This window comes from Anaerobacillus arseniciselenatis (assembly GCF_001865995.1).
GTDB classification, from domain to species: Bacteria; Bacillota; Bacilli; order Bacillales; family Anaerobacillaceae; genus Anaerobacillus; species Anaerobacillus arseniciselenatis.
The window spans coordinates 58,488-78,123 of record NZ_MLQQ01000058.1; the positions used below are offsets into that span (position 1 = coordinate 58,488).

19 protein-coding genes are annotated in these 19,636 nt (G+C 37.5%); 2 read left to right on the forward strand and 17 right to left on the reverse strand.

Translation table 11 applies throughout. From position 1 onward, the window contains the following. Positions 1-11: 11 nt before the first annotated feature. Both BKP35_RS18515 and BKP35_RS18520 read right to left on the reverse strand, forming a co-directional pair. A complete protein-coding gene (locus BKP35_RS18515) occupies positions 12-941 on the reverse strand; it encodes a peptidase U32 family protein (protein ID WP_071314864.1) in 930 nt (309 codons plus the stop codon). A 13-nt stretch (positions 942-954) separates the two neighbouring features. After that, a complete protein-coding gene (locus BKP35_RS18520; RefSeq protein WP_071314865.1) occupies positions 955-1,593 on the reverse strand; it encodes an O-methyltransferase in 639 nt (212 codons plus the stop codon). 168 nt (positions 1,594-1,761) lie between these two features. Here BKP35_RS18520 and BKP35_RS19805 point away from each other — a divergent pair, with 168 nt between their 5' ends. Then, a complete protein-coding gene (locus tag BKP35_RS19805) occupies positions 1,762-1,926 on the forward strand; it encodes a hypothetical protein (protein ID WP_169819276.1) in 165 nt (54 codons plus the stop codon). A gap of 72 nt (positions 1,927-1,998) precedes the next feature. Here BKP35_RS19805 and mltG read toward each other — a convergent pair whose 3' ends face one another. From mltG to BKP35_RS18600, 15 genes are all read right to left on the reverse strand, one after another. Beyond that, entirely contained in the window at positions 1,999-3,126 is a 1,128-nt protein-coding gene (gene mltG, locus BKP35_RS18530) for an endolytic transglycosylase MltG (RefSeq protein WP_071314867.1), read from the reverse strand. A 588-nt stretch (positions 3,127-3,714) separates the two neighbouring features. Continuing rightward, complete coding sequence (locus BKP35_RS18535; protein ID WP_071314868.1) at positions 3,715-4,008, reverse strand: DUF1292 domain-containing protein; 294 nt, start codon at positions 4,006-4,008, stop codon at positions 3,715-3,717. A gap of 75 nt (positions 4,009-4,083) precedes the next feature. Next, positions 4,084-4,500: a Holliday junction resolvase RuvX gene (gene ruvX / locus BKP35_RS18540; RefSeq protein ID WP_071314869.1), complete on the reverse strand. Its 417-nt coding sequence runs from the start codon at positions 4,498-4,500 to the stop codon at positions 4,084-4,086. A gap of 1 nt (position 4,501) precedes the next feature. Then, the gene (locus tag BKP35_RS18545) at positions 4,502-4,768 is read right to left on the reverse strand and encodes an IreB family regulatory phosphoprotein (protein ID WP_071314870.1); all 267 of its coding nucleotides are present in this window, start codon (positions 4,766-4,768) and stop codon (positions 4,502-4,504) included. A gap of 96 nt (positions 4,769-4,864) precedes the next feature. Beyond that, positions 4,865-7,501, reverse strand: a complete 2,637-nt coding sequence (gene alaS, locus BKP35_RS18550; RefSeq protein ID WP_071314871.1) for an alanine--tRNA ligase — start codon at positions 7,499-7,501, stop codon at positions 4,865-4,867. Between the two features lie 688 nt (positions 7,502-8,189). After that, positions 8,190-9,269: an AI-2E family transporter gene (locus BKP35_RS18555; protein ID WP_071314872.1), complete on the reverse strand. Its 1,080-nt coding sequence runs from the start codon at positions 9,267-9,269 to the stop codon at positions 8,190-8,192. 1,092 nt (positions 9,270-10,361) lie between these two features. Then, positions 10,362-10,547: a hypothetical protein gene (locus tag BKP35_RS18560; RefSeq protein ID WP_071314873.1), complete on the reverse strand. Its 186-nt coding sequence runs from the start codon at positions 10,545-10,547 to the stop codon at positions 10,362-10,364. Between the two features lie 84 nt (positions 10,548-10,631). Beyond that, positions 10,632-10,823 carry a hypothetical protein gene (locus BKP35_RS18565; protein WP_071314874.1) on the reverse strand — a complete coding sequence of 64 codons (192 nt, stop codon included), beginning with the start codon at positions 10,821-10,823 and terminating at the stop codon, positions 10,632-10,634. A gap of 46 nt (positions 10,824-10,869) precedes the next feature. Beyond that, positions 10,870-11,346: a PRC-barrel domain-containing protein gene (locus tag BKP35_RS18570; RefSeq protein WP_071314875.1), complete on the reverse strand. Its 477-nt coding sequence runs from the start codon at positions 11,344-11,346 to the stop codon at positions 10,870-10,872. Between the two features lie 159 nt (positions 11,347-11,505). Next, complete coding sequence (recD2, locus tag BKP35_RS18575; protein WP_071314876.1) at positions 11,506-13,770, reverse strand: SF1B family DNA helicase RecD2; 2,265 nt, start codon at positions 13,768-13,770, stop codon at positions 11,506-11,508. Between the two features lie 22 nt (positions 13,771-13,792). Further along, a complete protein-coding gene (locus BKP35_RS18580; protein WP_071314877.1) occupies positions 13,793-14,458 on the reverse strand; it encodes a tetratricopeptide repeat protein in 666 nt (221 codons plus the stop codon). 239 nt (positions 14,459-14,697) lie between these two features. Beyond that, entirely contained in the window at positions 14,698-15,807 is a 1,110-nt protein-coding gene (mnmA, locus tag BKP35_RS18585; protein WP_071314878.1) for a tRNA 2-thiouridine(34) synthase MnmA, read from the reverse strand. A gap of 17 nt (positions 15,808-15,824) precedes the next feature. After that, the gene (locus BKP35_RS18590; RefSeq protein ID WP_071314879.1) at positions 15,825-16,970 is read right to left on the reverse strand and encodes a cysteine desulfurase family protein; all 1,146 of its coding nucleotides are present in this window, start codon (positions 16,968-16,970) and stop codon (positions 15,825-15,827) included. 136 nt (positions 16,971-17,106) lie between these two features. Beyond that, a complete protein-coding gene (gene cymR, locus BKP35_RS18595; RefSeq protein WP_071314880.1) occupies positions 17,107-17,526 on the reverse strand; it encodes a cysteine metabolism transcriptional regulator CymR in 420 nt (139 codons plus the stop codon). Further along, positions 17,459-18,145, reverse strand: a complete 687-nt coding sequence (locus BKP35_RS18600; protein WP_071314881.1) for a YczE/YyaS/YitT family protein — start codon at positions 18,143-18,145, stop codon at positions 17,459-17,461. The genes cymR and BKP35_RS18600 overlap by 68 nt, the downstream gene beginning before the upstream one ends. Positions 18,146-18,276: 131 nt before the next feature. On the opposite strand from BKP35_RS18600, the gene BKP35_RS18605 reads away from it, so the two are divergent. After that, complete coding sequence (locus BKP35_RS18605) at positions 18,277-19,611, forward strand: AAA family ATPase (protein WP_071314882.1); 1,335 nt, start codon at positions 18,277-18,279, stop codon at positions 19,609-19,611. The last annotated feature ends 25 nt before the right edge of the window (positions 19,612-19,636 follow it).

Below are 19,636 nucleotides of genomic sequence, written 5' to 3' on the forward strand. Positions count from 1 at the left end.
GAGACTTCTCTTTAATAAACAGTTTCTTTAAAGAAAAAGCCAGTATCTAAGTTCCTGTTAATAGGTTGTATTTTTTCAATTTCTTCAAGATAAAAAAACTTTTTATCTTGATATGCATCTGGATCTTGTAAATACAACTCAATTGCTTCGTTATATAAAGAGGTAACTTTTTCAATATAATCTACACTTTTTAAAACCCCATCTATTTTAAAACTATCTACCCCTGCATCTAACATGTCTTCTAACTCATCGATAATGCATATATCGTTAGGGCTCATAATATGAGTTCCATTTTCATCTTCAAAAATAGGATATTTAGCATCTCTTTCAGGATCGTGTAAAAACAGTGTACGATCTTTACTGCGCCCTTCAACCTTTAAGTCCTTACCTTGAAACTCCATATAGTTCCCAATAAGAGTCCGCTTTGATTGGAACATACAAGTCATCCCGTGTACTTGTACCTCGATTTCAACTTCAGCTTTTTCTTTGGTTTCTACGATTGAGTCCATATTGATTTCACGGGCCATAACTGCGCGTTTTGCACCTTTTTGCCCCCAATAGTTAGCGGTAAAATAGTTGGTAGCCGTTGTTTCTGTATTCCAATGAAGCTTCATTTCTGGAGCCGCTTCTCTGGCAGCCATTATTACTGCTGGGTCACCAAAAACAATCGCATCAACGTTCACATCAGATAAAAAGCTAATGTATTCAGGTAAAAATTCTAATTTATCATTATGGAAAAGAGCATTCATTGAAACGTAAACTTTTGCTCCTAGGCCATGAGCAATTTTTACAGACTCTTTTATATCATCTCGATTGAACTCTCCTGCTAAACGTAACCCATATTTTTCTTCTCCGATTAATATTGCCGTTGCACCAGAGTTAATTAAACGACTTATGTCATCTACCTTTGTTGGCGTTACAAGTAATTCAGGTTTTTTCATCACAGTTCACCACCTATTTCTTCTTACTAATTGCCATACCATCACCAATTGGATAAAATGTTGTTTCATATTTATCGTTTGTCATGAGCATCTCATTATAAGAACGTAAATTCACAACCATCGTTCTAATCCCCTTGGCTACCTTACCTTCTTTTGCGACAACCCCTTTATACAAGACATTATCGCTTATTATAATTCCACCTTTTTTTACTAGTGGACTATACAATTCGAAGAAACGTTTATATTGACCTTTAGCTGCATCTATGAACAAAGCATCAAAAGGGCCATATTCTTGAATGGCAGAAGGCGCCTCCAGTGCATCACCATAAATAAGCGTAATACGATTTTCAAGTTGTCCCTTACTAATAAATTCTTTCGCCTTTTCATAACGCTCATTATTACGCTCAATAGAGACCACTTTACAATCTGGAAGCCTTTCAGTAATTCTCATTGCCGAATAACCGATCGCCGTACCAATTTCTAATACATTTTTAGTATTGGCAAATGATAAGAATTGCAACATCGCTTCAACACTTACGATGTCCATTATCGGTATTTCATTTTCAGCGGCGTACAGCTCCATCTCTGTAAGCAGAGGGTTTCTTTGCTTAATCAATGAACCAATATATTTATTTACTTGATCTGAGACCACTATCAAAGCCTCCTTTTTCTCAATTCCACTAAGTATTTCCTAAAAAGAACGATTTATTTTAACATAAAGAGAAAGAGAATGCGAATAATCACACTCTCTAAGAAAAGCGGAAGCACCTTGGGAAGCCCTGAAAAGCGGTGGAGAGCCAGCGGTGGTTTATCTCCCCTTATGAACTCTCATCTTCGAGTAGATAAACACCGATGGATCGAAGCGCTCGAAGGGCTAGGCGCTGTAGCTAGACATCCAGAAAAGCGAAGGTGCCTTGTTAAGCTTCGACAAGCGTTGGAGGGCCAGCAACGTTTTGCCTCCCCCCTGAAATACGATCCTGAATAGGCAAATCTTGATGGACCGAAACGCTCGAGAAGCTAGGCACCGCAGCTAGACAATAAGAAAAGCGGAAGCGCCTTAATCACGATACTCCCTTAACACTTCTTGATGTTCTTGGAACGTTTTCGTATACATTACTTCACCATCTGTTCGTGCATAGAAAAATAAATAATCATTTTCCTCAGGTTGTAGTGTAGCTTTAATTGCAGCCTCACCTGGGTTATTAATTGGGCCGATCGGAATGCCAACCACACGGTACGTATTGTATGGTGAATCAATATCTAAATGCTCATATAACGTTCTTGAAAAGTGTTCCCCATGAGCATAGGCCACAGTCGGATCTACTTCAAGGCGCATGTTACGATCAAGGCGATTATAAAGAACTCCCGAAATTTTATAACGGTCTTCAGCTTTTTGTGCTTCTCCTTCAACAATTGAAGCTAATGTCATAATCTCATGGATATTATAGTCACTTTCCTCAACGTCTGCAAAGTATCTGCCGATAATTTGTTCTGTACGCTGCAGCATCGCTTCTATAATCGTTTCAATCGAAGGCTTCTCTTCAACAAAATCATATCTAGCAGGGAATAAGTAACCTTCCAGCGGCCAACGTATGCCTTCAGCTAAAATATCTTCTGTTAAAATTGAGTAGCGATCAATTAAGCTTTCTATATATTCTTCATCCTGTACTTTTTCTCTAATCTCTTCCAACTCATGATTAGTATTATCAGCAATAATTTCTAAAATTCTTTCTAACCATCGACCTTCTGGTACTGTAAAAGATAATGCGTACTCTTGGTAAACTGTACCTTCTTTTAATGCAGCGATAATCTCATCTAAATCCATAGATCTAGAGAGTTGATAGTCGCCTGCTTGGAAGCCAGTTTCATTTTTATAACGGATATAATATCGGAAAAAGCTAGCATTTTTCACGAGCCCATTTTCTTCTAATATATTTCCAATTCTCGTACTATTAGAGCCAATTGGTATTTCAACATCAATCAGTTGCTCATCTGTTTCATCAACAGGTCCTAAAGCACTTGTAACGTATGAATAAGCATAGTAGCCCGCTGCTGTAAAAGCAATTAAAAATAAAAACAAGCATACGAGAACAATTTTACGTACAATACTTGCTTCTTCTTGACGCTCTTTCAATTTTTTCTTTTTTATTTCTTGCCAGTTTTTTTGTTTGTCTTTTGAAGACATCGTATTCTCCCCCTCAAGCCATCTTAGAGGATCTCTCCCTAATTTTTGTAAATACTTATTTTTTTACAACACTCCTATTATACTATATTTCTACAAAATTTCATTAACAATGTAGAATTTTGTAGAGGGAATTACAACCAAGTTCGTTTTTTCAATGTACAATTTTAAATTTAAACTTTAAAAATGTACAATTGTTGATTGCATAGCCTCAAAGTAATTTTCATACAAAACCCGCATGACGATATTCCGTCACCAAAGCTACTGACCTCAATTACGTCATAAGATACATCTTTGAATTTACTTCATGCTGCTTTGCGACGAGTAACCGCAGGAGCATCTCTTACTAAGATGGAAAAAGCGGGCGCTTTCCCTCACTTCACCTTGACCTTCTAATGAATCTCAGACGTTCGTTCGCAAAAGCACCCACCTTTTTTCATATAAAACACTTATGACGATTAATCGTCATCATCAAACATATAAAAGTTCAAGGTTTTTTCCAACTTTCCAACCTTCAGCTTTCCAACTAACAAACTTCTACATTAAAAAGACAGCTCACTATATATTAGGAGCTGTCCAATCATATATTTATTACTCGTCTTCTTCGCCTTCAGTAAATGTATTTAACATCTCTTCAACGACATCCCATTCTTCATCTGTTTCGATCGGATGAAGAGTTAAATCGTCCTCGCCTTCGCCTTTATCTTCATAACGGAAAGCATGTACTTCCATTTCTTCTTCATCGTTTTCAGCATCAGCTGCATCCACTAAAACCATGTATGACTTTCCTGTTGCATCGATGTCAAACGTAAACAACACTTCAAATAAATGCTCGTCCCCATTTTCATCTGGAATAATAATTCGTTCTCTTTCTGCTTTTTCCACATTAACACCTCATTAAATTAATTGTAAATCAATACTGTTAGTTAATATTGACATTTTCATCAATATGCATGCACTCTAAGATAATGAATCTAGATATCCTTGTAAAATCATCACAGCTGCCATCTTATCGATAACTTTCTTCCGCTTTTTCCGGCTCATATCAGCGGCAACTAACATTCGCTCAGCAGCAACAGTAGTTAGACGCTCATCCCATAAAACTATAGGAAGGTCAAAACGTTGCTTAACCTCTTCGGCAAATTGTTGGCATGCTTCACCACTTGGACCGATTGTTCCATTCATATTTTTCGGCAACCCTACGACAACTTTATCAATTTCAAGATTAGTTACTAAGCTAGCTAACTTATCCCAATCCTGCTGTGGATCCTCTTCACTTCTTCTAATTGTTTCGACGCCCTGGGCAGTCCAACCTAATTCATCGCTTACTGCCACACCAATTGTCTTTGTTCCAACATCTAGTCCTAATATTCTCATACTACTCCTCTTGGTGCTGTGATAAATACGATTTCACTAATTCTTCAATTAATTCATCTCTTTCAAGCTTGCGAATTAATGACCTAGCATCATTATGTCTAGGGATATACGCAGGATCACCCGAAAGTAAATATCCTACAATTTGGTTAATTGGGTTATACCCCTTTTCTTCTAACGATTGATATACGGTAAGTAATACTTCTTGAACATTCGCATCTACTGAGTCATCTTGGAAATTAAATTTCATCGTATTGTCCATTGAACTCATCACAAACACCTCTTTTCCTACATTACACAATTATTAATGCTGTTCAATCTGCATAAAATTTTATCTATATCCATATTGTACACTAACATGAATTATTTAGGAAATTGTTTTCAAAAATTCCGGTACAAAATCCAATGCTGCTTGCAATTCATCAGGATTTTTCCCGCCTGCTTGAGCCATATCTGGACGTCCACCGCCGCCACCACCGCAGCGAGTAGCTACTTCTTTAACAATTTTCCCAGCATGGTAGCCATCCTTTACTAAATCGTTTGTTACTCCAGCAACTATATTTACTTTTCCATTATTGACAGCACCTAATACAACAATACCTGTACCTAGTTTATTTTTTAACGTATCCACTAAACCACGAATACTGTCCATTTCTGCTACATTCACTTTTTTCGCAATAACAGCAACGTCATTCACCTTAACAACGTCATCCACTAAACTTCCAGCTTCCATATTTCCTAATTTAGCTGCTAGAGATTCATTTTCACGCTGTAATTTTCGGACTTGGTTTTGAAGCTGCCCAACTTTTTCTGGAACTTCCTTTATATTTGTCTTTAAAAGACTTGCAGCTTCCTTTACTAACTCCAATTGACTATTCATGTACTCATAAGCACCTTTACCTGTTACAGCCTCAAGGCGTCGGATCCCTGCCCCAATTCCTGATTCTGAAATAATTTTAAACAATCCAATTTCAGCAGTGTTTTGTACGTGACATCCACCACAAAGCTCAAGACTATAATCTCCTACTTGAACGACACGGACAACATCTCCGTATTTTTCACCAAATAGAGCCATTGCTCCCATCGCTTTTGCTTCATCGATTTTTTTATTAGCAATCTCAACGGAAATAGCATCCCAAATCTTTTGATTTACAATCTCTTCTATTTTCGTTAGCTCCTCTGAAGTAACTTGTCCAAAGTGAGAAAAATCAAAACGGAGACGATTTTCTGAAACTAATGACCCTGCCTGATTAACGTGTTCACCTAACGTATCTTTTAAAGCTCGGTGTAGTAAATGTGTTGCTGTATGATTTTTTACGATACCAATTCGCTCTGTATCTTCTACTGTTGAAGTAACTGTCATTCCTTGAGTTAATGTACCTTCTACAACACGAACTGTATGAAGATTTTGTCCATTCGGTGCTTTTTGAACATCCTCTACACTTACAACTACTCCATCAGCTTTCATCGAACCTTTATCAGCTACTTGTCCCCCACTCTCAGCATAAAATGGAGTTTGGTCAACAATCACTTTAACAACATCACCTTTGGTTGCTTCGTTAACGACATCTTTCTCTTTAATGATTACTTCAATCGTCGATTTAGATAACAGTTGATCATATCCAATAAACTCACTTGCTACCGTTAAATCTCCCAAAACACTGTCTTGAGTTTGCATCGAATCACTTGTTTGTCGAGCTGCTCGCGCACGATCTCTTTGCTTTTCCATTTCAGTTTCAAAACCATCACGATCAATGGAAAGACCAGCTTCTAACACATATTCTTCTGTTAAATCAACTGGGAAGCCATACGTATCATATAACCTGAAAACATCTTCTCCAGAAATCGTATCTTTATTTTCAACTTTGGCTTGTTCCATTACTTTTGACAATATGGCTAAACCTTCATTTAACGTTTCATGGAAGCGTTCTTCTTCATTTTTGATGACTTTTTGCACAAACTCTGTTTTACCTTTTACTTCTGGATAGAAGTCGACCATAATTTCACCAACTACAGGAACTAATTCGTACATAAATGGTCGATCAATATTAATTAATTTTGCGTAACGTACCGCTCTTCGAAGTAAACGTCTTAACACGTAACCTCTTCCTTCATTTGATGGTAATGCGCCATCAGCGATTGCAAAAGCAACTGTACGTACATGGTCAGCAATGACTTTAAATGAAACATCTGTCTCAGTATCATTTCCGTATGTAACTCCTGAAATTTGTTCTGTAGACCTAATAATCGGTATAAATAAATCAGTATCAAAGTTTGTTGGTACGTCTTGAACGACAGAAACCATTCTCTCTAATCCCATACCAGTATCAATGTTCTTTTTCGGTAGCGGAGTATACGTTCCGTCAGGATTATGGTTAAACTGTGAGAATACTAAGTTCCAGATTTCCAAGTAACGCTCATTTTCTCCACCAGGATAAAGCTCTGGATCACTTTCATCACTTCCGTACTTTTCGCCTCGGTCATAAAAAATTTCCGTATTCGGTCCACTTGGCCCTTCTCCAATATCCCAGAAGTTCCCTTCCAAACGAATAATTCTCTCCTCAGGAATACCAATTTCATCCTTCCAGATTTCAAAAGCTTCATGATCTTCTGGATGAACAGTAACTGAAAGTTTTTCCTGATCAAAGCCAATCCACTTTTCGCTCGTTAAAAACTCCCACGCCCATTCAATTGACTCTTTTTTAAAATAGTCACCAATTGAGAAGTTTCCTAGCATTTCAAAAAAAGTATGGTGGCGAGCAGTTTTACCTACATTTTCAATGTCATTCGTACGAATTGATTTTTGAGCATTCGTAATCCGCGGATTTTCAGGGATTACACGACCGTCAAAATATTTTTTTAACGTTGCCACCCCACTATTAATCCACAAAAGAGACGGATCCTCATGCGGAACTAATGATGCACTCGGCTCAACATCGTGTCCTTTCTCTTTAAAAAAATCTAAAAACATTTGCCTAACTACCACTGAAGTTAATCGCTTCATTATCTTTTCCTCCCTTTATCTAGTAAGTTTTGAATTTTGAGTGTTGAGTTTTGAGTTCTTTCAAATGTCGCTTCGAAGGTATAAACTGATAAGGCATCGTAGCTCTACAACAACAACTCTTAACTCAAAATTCAAAACTCATAACTGAAAAAATAAAAAACCCCCATCCCAAAACAGGGACGAGAGCTAGACTCACGCGGTACCACCCTAGTTATGAACAAAAACGTTCATCACCTTAAGTAATCATAACGGTTATTCACCGGCAGGTTTTAGCCTGCTTTCAGGAGTAGCAATTTGTTAACCTTCACCAAGAATTTCTTTCAGCCACGGAAATTCCTCTCTGCTTTTAAGAACCTTCTTAAAAATTTAGTGGTCTTTAACAAACAAGTTCCTTCATCAAGTTTTCTTTATGTATCGGCAATTTCACCAATCTTTTTACATCTATATAAAAGTCATTATAGATATTTGAAAATCCATTGTCAATAGAAAAGCGAAAGCGCCTTGGGAAGGCCTGAAAAGCGTTGGAGATCCAGACGACGGTTTATCTCCTCTTGAGGTGCATCACCGAGTAGATAAACATCGATGGATCGAAACGCTCGAAGGGCTAGGCGCTGGAGCTAGACAGCTTCAAAAGTTAATAATATTTTATACTTTCTTTATAGAAAAGCGAAAGCGCCTTGGACTACTTTTAAAATGACTCCTCTTCGTGTTTTTTTTGAATGGATTCGCGAATATGCATCACAATCACTTTTACCACTGCTAATATTGGGACTGCAATAATTAATCCAATCACACCACCAACTTCAGCACCGGCAATTAACGCAAACATCACTAAGATCGGGTGCATATGTATACTTTTCCCAACTATTAATGGAGATAAAATATTACCTTCAATAAATTGAATAGCGAAATTAACTAATAACCCTAATAAAACTAGTTGCACCGATTCAGTAAAACCAATAATAGCGATTGGAAATGCTCCAAAAATGGGACCAAAGTAAGGAATTATATTCATAAGTCCGATAAATATCCCTAAAATAACTGCATAAGGCATGCCAATTAATAACAAGCCAATTGAAGCGATAATGGCTACAGCTAAGCAAACTAACAGTTGACCTCTAATATAATTACCTAGTGAAATATTAATATTTCTTAGTAATTGTCTTCCAGACCCTCTCCATTTCCTCGGAGTCAAATACCATGCAGTTTTTTCAAGCAAATTATAATCTTTAAGTAAATAAAACACAAGAAATGGAACAATGATCGCCAATAAGAGGTAATCAATGATACCAGGTAAGTGTGATACTGTATCAGCAATACCTTCTGCTGCAACCGCCTCTAAATCAGTTAACCATGCTTCAGCTCGAACTCGAAACCCTTCTGGCATCATCGATGTTTGCTTGTAAAAGTCATTAACTAACTCCCGATAAATGTTAATATAATTTGGAATGTTATCAACTAAATCTTTTATTTCTTCAACAATATATGGCGTACCCTTCATAAATAAATAAACTAAAATTAATGTAAACACAAGATATATTATTGAAATAGAAATAGGTCTTGAAACGCCCATATCTTTCATTTGTTCAACGATCGGATGTAATAAATATGTGATAATTCCAGCTATAATAAAAGGTAAGGCTATCCTCATCACAATCGTTAAAAAAGGTTGCCATATAGGAGCAAGTAATAAAAAAACATACCCACATAGCAAAATCACTAATATACTTATTAGCCGAAGAAGCCATTTTAACGGAGTTCCTTCCATACACCACACACCTCCAAACTAGGGAAAGTAGTATATAGTGTTTAACAAAATTGGTAATTTATGATTTAATTAACAATTATGAATTTAAAATTCATAATAAAAATGGAAACGTTCAACTAATGCACTCATTAAACTTGAATAGTGATAATTCACAGTATGGGGGTTATGCGCAGTAATTCGCACTCGCTCGGTAGTATGCATTATGGGGAGAGTATGCTGTAGTTGGGTTCCTTATGGGGTCGGGCATGCGAGAAGATCTTGCGTTACCTTTTGGTGAGTGTGACGCTTTGTTCAGGCACGGGAGAAGGTCTCGCGTTACCTTTTGTGTGATGTGACGCTTTGTTCAGGCACAGGAGAAGGTCTCGCGTTACCTTTTGTGTGATGTGACGCTTTGTTCAGCCACGGGAGATGGTCTTGCGTTACCTTTTGGGTGAAGTGACGCTTTGTTCGGGCACGCGAGAAGGTCTCGCGTTACCTTTTGGGGGGATGTGACGCTTCGTTCGGGCACGCGAGAAGGTCTCGCGTTACCTTTTGGGGGATGTGACGCTTTGTTCGGGCACGCGAGATCTTCTTGCGTTCCCTTTTAGGTGATGTGACGCTTTGTTCGGGCACGCGAGATCTTCTTGCGTTCCCTTTTAAGTGATGTGAAACTCGGTTAGGTCACGCTAAAAATTCTTACGTACCCTTTATCTGTAACCGTCAAATCATCCACACCTTCTAAAGATAATCTGTTTATGCGAAAAAAACTGATTACTCTTCCTAACTTAAAACTAGAGAAGAGTAATCCAAACGCCCGAATGATTACTCTTCTGAGTTCTAAACCAGAGAAGAGTAATTCAAACACTCGAATGATTACTCTTCTGAATTCTAAACCAGAGAAGAGTAATCCAAACACTCGAATGATTACTCATCTGAGCTCGCAGCAAGAGAAGGGGAATCGAATGCTTAAAGTGAGCATTTTGCTCTCTCTTTTATATTGCAATTGCACACTCTCCCCATACTGCCGTCACAATTCTTAGCTGTGTATTGATTAATAGTACACTCATTATAAAAGAACTCCCAGCAAATTGTGCTAGGAGCTCCCAGTTTTTTTTAAGATAGTGTGCGTCTTACGCGTTTACTTAGTTTCTTCATTGTTCGTTTCGTTGGCATCATTTCAGCCATTTCAACATTTGCCATTGGTTCAATAAAACGAGCTACTTTCTTTCGTCGTTTTCGGTCTGTTAATGAAAAAGCCGCAGCCCCTAAACCTAATGCGAGTAATGTTGCTCTACGCATGTTGATCACCACCATCTTTTTAGAGTGTTATTGCTTTTGACTGATGTCAAACTTTGTAACCTCTAACACTTGATGAACGAAACCTTAACTACTTTCAACGCTCATATCTTCATCTTCAAAAAGATCATCAAGTGAGCTTAAGCTTCCGTCTTCTTCAACCTGGTGGAGCGAAAAGCGGCCATTTGTAATTGATAACTCAATGAAACAATGCCAGCAATAATATTGATTTGTACCAATTTTTCCGATATCTTTTCCTTTGCAGTTAGGACAGCGCATCGCAAGGGCCTCCTTAATACGATGTTCAAAAAGTATTTCTGAACTTTCATTCTAAATCAATGACAAGTAATTCATCACCAACAATTAAAGGAGAGCTTGTTTTTAAAACTTGTTTCCCCTCTTTGATATCAGCGATAAAACCGTCTGTCACCTCATACCCTACGATGTTGCCCAAATTTTCGTTAAAATATACATCTTCTACCAAGCCCAACTTTTCCCCTTCTGTAGACATTAACGTTTTTCCAGCGATATGCTTGGAACCATGATGAAGTGAATGAAACGGAAACTGCTTCTTATCATACGCAGTTAGCCTCTCTACATCATTAATAACAATGGCATCATGTCCTACTGCATGAATTTCTTTTAATGGTACAAATAAATGGCGATTTAACCAACCATTTTTATCAACGATTAAGCCTTCGACATTAGTTTCACGAAATAATAAATCAATGACTTTGCCGATTTCTTCACCAGTTTTTAGAGAAACAACGGATAGCCCTTGAAGAACGGAAAATGTTCGCAAAGTTATCCTCCACCTTTCCGAACATTTATAGCATTTGTGAAAGCCGAACAAATCATGCTGGGGAACTGTTACCATCTCAGTTTTGAATGTTGAGTTTTGAGTTTTGAGTTACTTTTCAGTTAAGCTTCGGAGCTTTGCTTCACTGCAACTCATAACTCTTCACTCAACACTCAAAACTAACTTCTCCTTCAAAAGTGTGTTACGTTTCATTTCATTTTGTTGTTGGATAGCAGTTTGGAATGACTGTACTTCTCCACATAAAATTAAGTAGTCTTTTGCGCGTGTAATGCCGGTGTAGACGAGATTACGCCTAAGCATTCGGTGATAGCCTCTAACGATCGGCATAATCACAATCGGAAACTCACTTCCTTGCGATTTATGAACACTACAGCAATATGCTAATGTGATTTGATTTAAATCTTGCTTCGTGTATTCAACTTCAATCCCATCAAAAGAAATAATAATTTGATCTTGTTTTTCAACGTTTTCTTTTGCATATATAATTGCGACGATTTCACCTCTATCGCCATTAAACACATTTTCTTCCGAATTGTTGACAAGCTGTAAAACAACATCACCAACACGGTAAGCAACATCGCCGAAAATTATCTCCCGTTGTCTTTCTTTCTTCGGATTAAAGATCGCTTGTAGGTTTTTATTTAAAGCTTCAATCCCCGCATTCCCCCGGTACATAGGAGCTAAAACTTGAATTTCTTTTGCGGTATATCCCTTTTTTATCGCATTCGTACAAATTTGCTCAAGGACCGATATGACTTGATCTTGACTACAAGGTAAAAAGCGACGATCTACTTTTGCCTCTAATATGTCCTCAGGTAATTGACCAGCCTTCATATGATGCGCAAGCTGAATGATTGAAGATTCTTTCGATTGGCGATAGATATCGACTAAATTGACGGTTGGAATCACTTTAGAATGGAGCAATTCACTTAACACTTGGCCCGGACCAACTGACGGTAATTGATCTTCATCACCAACTAATATTACTTGCATATCCGTAGCTAATGATTTAAAAAGTTGATTAGCAAGCCAAATATCAACCATCGAAACTTCATCCACAATAAGCAATTTTCCTTCAATCGGATTGTCTTCATCTTTCTCAAAGCCAGAATGGCCACCTTTCCATCCTAAAAGTCGGTGGATCGTTTCAGCCGGTAAACCAGTAGCTTCTGACATCCGTTTTGCAGCGCGACCTGTTGGTGCAACAAGTACAACAGGAAAAGGATTTTTTGTACTGTAATCTTTTTTATTTAAAGACAGACCATGTAATTTTGCATATGACTCAACAATTCCTTTAATAACGGTCGTTTTACCAGTACCTGGACCTCCGGTTAAGATCATGAGCGATGATTGTAAGGCCGTTTTTATTGCTTCCTTTTGCGACGGAGCATATTCAATCTTTAAAGCTTCTTCTGTTTCACCAATCGCTTTTAAAAACTCTGCTTCAGGAAACTCTTCAATATGATCTTTATTTTTCAAAAGCCTAGTTACATTTGTAACTAGTCCTTTTTCAGCAAAGAAAAGTGTTGGTAAGTAAATATTTTCACCTTCAACGATCAGTTGCCCTTCTTCTTCTAAATAAACAAGTTGACTCTCAACTTCTTGGGCTGAAATATGATAACTGTTGTCACTAAGTAATCTCACACAATCTGAAATAAGATTTTCTCTTTCAACAAATACATGTCCTTCTTGAAGTGAGAGCTCTTGAACTATGTGGAGGCAACCTGCATGAATTCGTTCCGGTTGATCTTTCGTAAACCCGATTTCTTGTCCTAAGGCATCCGCTTTTTGAAATCCGATCCCCTCTACATCTTGAATTAATTGATATGGGTTATTTTTTAACACTTGTAACGTCTCATCTTTATATACTTGATAAATCTTCATTGCAAGCTGTGCTCCAAAACCATATTTATAAAGTTCGATTAACACTTGTTCAATGCCTTGATTTTCGATCACTTGCTCATAAACCAAATCAATTTTATCTTTTTTAAGCGATGGTATCTTTTTAAGGTTGTCTTTATCTTCAATAATTTTTGAAAGTGCATTTTCCCCAAGCTTGTTGACAATTGCTTCAGCCGTTTTTCGACCAATCCCTTTAAAACGATCGCTACTTAAATAACGGATAATGCCTTCACTCGTTTTCGGCATTTCTTTTTCAAAATGACTTACTTGAAATTGCTCACCGAACTTCGGGTGATCGACCAACTTCCCATAAAACGTATAAAGATGTTCTTCATCTAGTTTTGGTAGCGTACCGACAATAGCAATTACTTTGTCGGATAAGTCGACATCCGTCTCTTGTACTTTAATTCGAGCCACCGTATAAAAATTATCTTCATTCGTATAAATAACGTTAATTAACTCTCCCTTTATAAAAGGTTGATCTTTTGTATCTTCAAGTATCATCTTAACAACCTTCTCTCGAGTATTATTCTTCTCGGAGTAATGTTTCTAGCTGCTTTTTCCCATTTCCAGCAAGTAAGTGATCTGGTTGAATTTTTATAGCTTTATCAAACATACTAATCGCTTTTGCAGCATCTTCTTTAAAAGCAAAAGCAACACCTAAGTTGTAATAAGCATCAGCATGATTTTCATTTTTTTGAACGACATTTTCAAAAACAGAAACAGCTTCATCGACTTGCTCTAATTGCGCTAACGTTAGTCCATATTGAAACAATGCATCCACATCGTCAGGATTTTTTTCTGTGGCAGTTTTTAAGTTCGCTAATGCATAAGGTAATAACCCTAAATTGTAATAGCATAAACCGAGCATGAAATAGGCGTCAGCTTCAACTAGCCCATTTTCTACTGCTTTTTTAAAGCTATCAATGGCTTCTTCATATTTTTCTAGTTCAAAATACGTATTCCCTGCGCCATAATAGGCAGTAGCTAACGAACCATCGATTTCAGTTGCTTTATTGTAAAAAACAATCGCCTTTTCTTTTTCACCAACGATTGATACGAGATGCCCGAAATTAACATACGCTAGCGCATCGTTCGGATTTTCTTCAATCGCTTCATTTAACAATTTAGCAGCTTCCTCAAGTTTTCCTTCTTGAATGAGACGGGCCGCCTCTACATGTTTATTTTCCATTTATCATTCTCCTTTATTAGAAAAGCGTATGCGCCTTGATTAAGTTTCACCTGCAATGGAAGGCCAACAACATTCTGACTCCTCTTCAAATTGCTTCACGAAAAATCGAGTCCCCTCCCTAATCACTAGCCACCAAACCAACAGACCAACTAACCACTAACCAACTAATCCAAAAAAAGACTGCCCCGCTTTCGTGGGGGATCAGTCCATTTTTAATCGTCATCGTTCTCAATGACAAGTCAAATTTTCTTAATTACTTTATCGATGGTACCGCCACCTAAACATTCGTCTCCATTGTAAAATACAACAGCTTGTCCAGGTGTAATTGCTCGTTGCGGCTCATCAAAAATCACTTTGACATCCCCATTTTCTTTTACGTTTACGGTTACACCATTGTCCGGTTGGCGGTAACGAAATTTTGCCGTACAATGAAAATTACTATCTACTGGGTGATCACTTACCCAGTTAATATTTGTCGCTTCAAGGGCCTCTGAATAAAGGCTTGGATGATGAAAACCTTGAGCAACATAAAGAACGTTTTTTTCTAAATTTTTACCGACAACAAACCAAGGTTCACCAGCACCACCGATCCCTAGACCGTGACGTTGCCCTAACGTATAATACATTAAACCGTCGTGTGTACCTTTCACTTCACCTTCGAGTGTTTGCATTTCACCTTTTTGAGCAGGTAAAAATTGACTTAAAAACTCTTTAAAGTTTCGTTCTCCAATAAAACAGATTCCTGTACTATCTTTCTTCGTTGCCGTTGCAAGTTCTGCTTTTTTAGCAATTTCTCTTACTTCTTTTTTCGGTATATCACCAATCGGAAACATTGTCCGTGATAATTGATCTTGCCCTAGCGCATTTAAAAAATACGTTTGATCTTTATTATCATCAACACCACGGAGCATTTTATATTCCCCGTCACGATATTCGACTCTTGCATAGTGCCCTGTCGCTAAATAATCAGCGCCAAGCGACATTGCATGTTCTAAAAAAGCTTTAAACTTTATTTCTTTATTACACATGACATCGGGATTGGGCGTTCTCCCTGCTTTATACTCTTCTAAAAAGTACGTAAACACTTTATCCCAATATTGTTTCTCAAAATTAACCGCGTAATAAGGAATGCCGATTTGATTACAAACGCGAATTACGTCGTTATAATCTTCTGTTGCGGTACATACACCATTATCATCTGTATCATCCCAATTTTTCATAAAAATTCCGATGACATCATAACCTTGCTCTTTCAAAAGGTATGCAGCGACAGATGAGTCAACTCCGCCAGACATTCCAACAACGACACGTGTCTCGTGAGGAGCTTTATTATGATTGTTATTTTGCATTGACACGCCACCTACCTCTAATTACTTTTAATACGCTTGACGATCTTCGCAGTTTCCAGTGCTACTAGCTCAATGTCCTCTATGGTATTACCTAAACCAAAACTGAAACGTATCGAAGACATCACCCTGTCTTTATCATTTGGAAACATCGCTACTAAAACATGTGAAGGTTCAATGCTTCCAGCCGTACAAGCAGACCCGCTCGATGCTGCAACTCCTACTAAGTCTAAGTTTACGAGTAGAGATTCAACACTTACACCCGGAAAACTTACATTTAAAATATGTGGTAAAAAACTTGAATCGCTACCGTTGATTTTAAATTCGATATCTTGTTCGTTAAATACGGCAATCATTTTATCACGAAAAGATAAAAATTGCTTTCTTTTTGTTTCTCGCTCGTTTAAAGCAATTTTTGCAGCTTCTTTCATGCCAACAATTCCTACGACATTCTCTGTGCCGGCTCTTCTTTTTCTTTCTTGTTCTCCTCCGTGTAAATGTGGCTGCAAGTATCTATCATTTTTGGCATAAAGAAAACCAGTTCCTTTTGGTCCATTTACTTTATGAGCTGAGACACTAAAAAAATCGATATGCATTTGTTTAACATCGATTTCTTCAATTCCGTAAGCTTGAACTGCATCTGTATGGAAAGCAATATTTTTTTCATTTAACAACTCGCCAATTTGCTTGATCGGTTGAATTGTTCCTACTTCGTTATTACCAAACATAATTGAAACTAAAATCGTCTCTTCTTTAATAGAGTCTTCTAGATCTTTTATTGAAATTAATCCATTTTCATCGACGGGTAAATAGGTAATTTCAAAGTCATTCTTCTCTAAATGATGACACGTATGTAATAAGGCGTGATGTTCAATAGAAGTTGTAATAACGTGGTTTCCTTTATTTTGATTGGCCATTACATAGCCTAAAACAGCTAAATTATCGGCTTCTGTCCCGCCACTCGTAAAAATAATTTCTTTTTCAGTTGCATTTATCGTACTCGCTAAAAAAGCTCTAGCTTCATCAACGGCATGTCTTGATATCCGACCAAATTGATGGATACTCGATGGATTTCCGAAATTCTCATAAAAATAAGGAACCATTGCATCAACAACTGCCGGATGTGTCGGAGACGTAGCGGCATGATCTACATATATCGGTTTCATTATCTTTCCAGTCACCTTCTTACAGTTCAGTTTTGAGTTTTGAGTTTTGAGTTTTGAGTTTTGAGTTAACATAGATGAAAAGCTCCGAAGCGATCCTTAAAACAACTCTTAACTCTTCACTCAAACCTATTATGGACTAAATATAAAACATATAGTATTCTTGATTTCCTTTATCTTCGTAATTGGCTAAATCAGCTAATGTTGTATTATCGAGAACGTCTTTTACTGCGTCTCTAATTTTTATCCATAGATCCCGTTTTGCTGGTTCTTCATCATCGACGACTTCGACGGGACTAATTGGCCCTTCTAGTACTCGGATAATGTCACCCGCAGTAATTTGGTCTGCATCTTTTGCTAACATATACCCACCGTATGCTCCTCGAACACTTTTAACTAATAAGGCATTTCGAAGTGGTGCAATCAATTGCTCTAAGTAATGCTCTGATAAGTTATGATCTTTTGCTATCGATTTTAACGATATCGGCCCTTCACCTGACTTCTTTGCTAACGCCATCATGATGGTTAACCCGTACCGTCCTTTTGTTGATATTTTCAATTTGATCCCCTCTTTCTATCATTCGATCAACGATTCGTTGACATTGTGGCAATGTAAAACCTACAACATTGCCGATTGTTAAACTAAAAATAATCGTCCCTACAAAAACCGGGCCGCCTAAACTCCAGCCGATCGCTAATACGACAATTTCCATTGCACCACGAACATACTGAACTTTCCAGCCACTCTTTTCAGTAATTGCTATCATTAAACTATCTCTCGGGCCCGCACCACATTTCGGTGCAATATAAAGACCGATCCCATAGCCAATGACAATGACACCAACCAAAAGCATAACATATTGCCCTATCATTGTCGTAGGTGTATTAATAAATAATCGGAAGATATCTATAAAAATACCTACTAAAATCATATTTAAAAAAGCACCAATTTGTGGCCACTCTTTTGTCAGTAAGCGTGTTAATGATATTATACAAAAACCTACCAATATTGACCACGTTCCTACGGTTAATCCTAGTTGTTTTGTTAAACCAATATGTAATACATCCCAAGGAGCAACGCCTAAGTTCGCTTCAATCATTAGAACTATTCCTAATGACATGATCATCATTCCGACTAAAAAAATTAGCCATCTTCTTAATCCTTTTGCTGTTTTCAAAGCTCCTTCTTCCTCTCGTCGCCAACTGTGTTGTAGTAAATTAATTATAGCACGATTTTCGAAACAGTTGGGTCGAAGTCTTAACATGGTATATAATCAAAGTTAAATGTTACACGGAAGTAGGGAGAACGATGGATCTATTTAATTATTCTTCACAAAAAAGTAATAATCTAAAAGGGCCACTTGCTAATCGGATGCGTCCTCGAAACATAGATGAAGTAATTGGACAGGAACAAATACTCGGTGAAGGAACTCTTTTACGAAGAGCTATTGAAGCTGATCGTTTAACACCGATGATTCTTTTTGGTCCTCCTGGAACAGGTAAGACAACACTAGCGAAAGTAATTGCTAATTCTACCAAGGCAACATTTGAACAGTTAAATGCTGTAACTGCAGGAATTAATGACCTTCGAAAAGTCGTATCTGAAGCAAAAGAACGTCTATTAATGTACGAAAAGAAAACAGTTCTTTTTATTGATGAAATTCACCGTTTCAATAAGGGGCAACAAGATGCTCTTTTACCTTATGTAGAAGATGGTACGGTGATCCTCATTGGAGCAACAACGGAAAGTCCGATGTTTGAAATCAATCAAGCGCTTCTTTCACGATCAAGACTGTTTCAATTAAAACCACATACCGATAAAGACATTAAAGAAATTGTAACTTCCGCCATTAACGACAAAGAACGCGGTTTCGGAAACTATCATATTTCAATTACTGACGAAGCACTAGACCATCTAGTTAACATGGCCAATGGTGATGCCCGGTCAGCGCTAAATGCGCTTGAGCTTGCGATTTTAACAACAGACCCAAACCTAAATGGAATCATTAACATTGATTTACAAACCGCAGAACAATCGATACAAAAACGAATCGTTCGTTATGATAAGAAAGGGGACAATCATTACGATACGATTTCAGCTTTTATTAAAAGCATCCGTGGCTCTGATCCTGATGCAACACTATACTGGCTTGCAAAAATGTTGTACGCAGGAGAAGATCCGAAATTCATCGCAAGAAGGCTATATGTTCATGCCGCAGAAGATATCGGATTAGCAGACCCAAATGCTCTTCTCATCGTTCAATCTGCCGCTTATGCAGTAGATTTTATCGGCATGCCTGAAGCAAGAATTCCGTTAGCTGAAGCTGCTTTATACTTAGCAACAGCCCCAAAAAGTAATGCCGTAATTTCTGGAATAGATGCTGCATTAGATGCTGTTAAAAACGAAAAAACAGGAGAAGTCCCTGTTCATTTACGGGATGCTCATTATAAAGGTGCAAAAGATTTAGGGCACGGGATTGGTTATAAATATCCACATAACTATGAAAAAAATTATGTTCCACAACAATATTTACCAGATCATATGAATGGAAAAAACTTTTATAACCCTACAGTCAACGGGTATGAAAATACTATTACAAAGCGTATGGATTATTTGGCTGAAAGAATCAAATCGAAAAAGTAAAAACTAATTAAATATTTCATCCAAA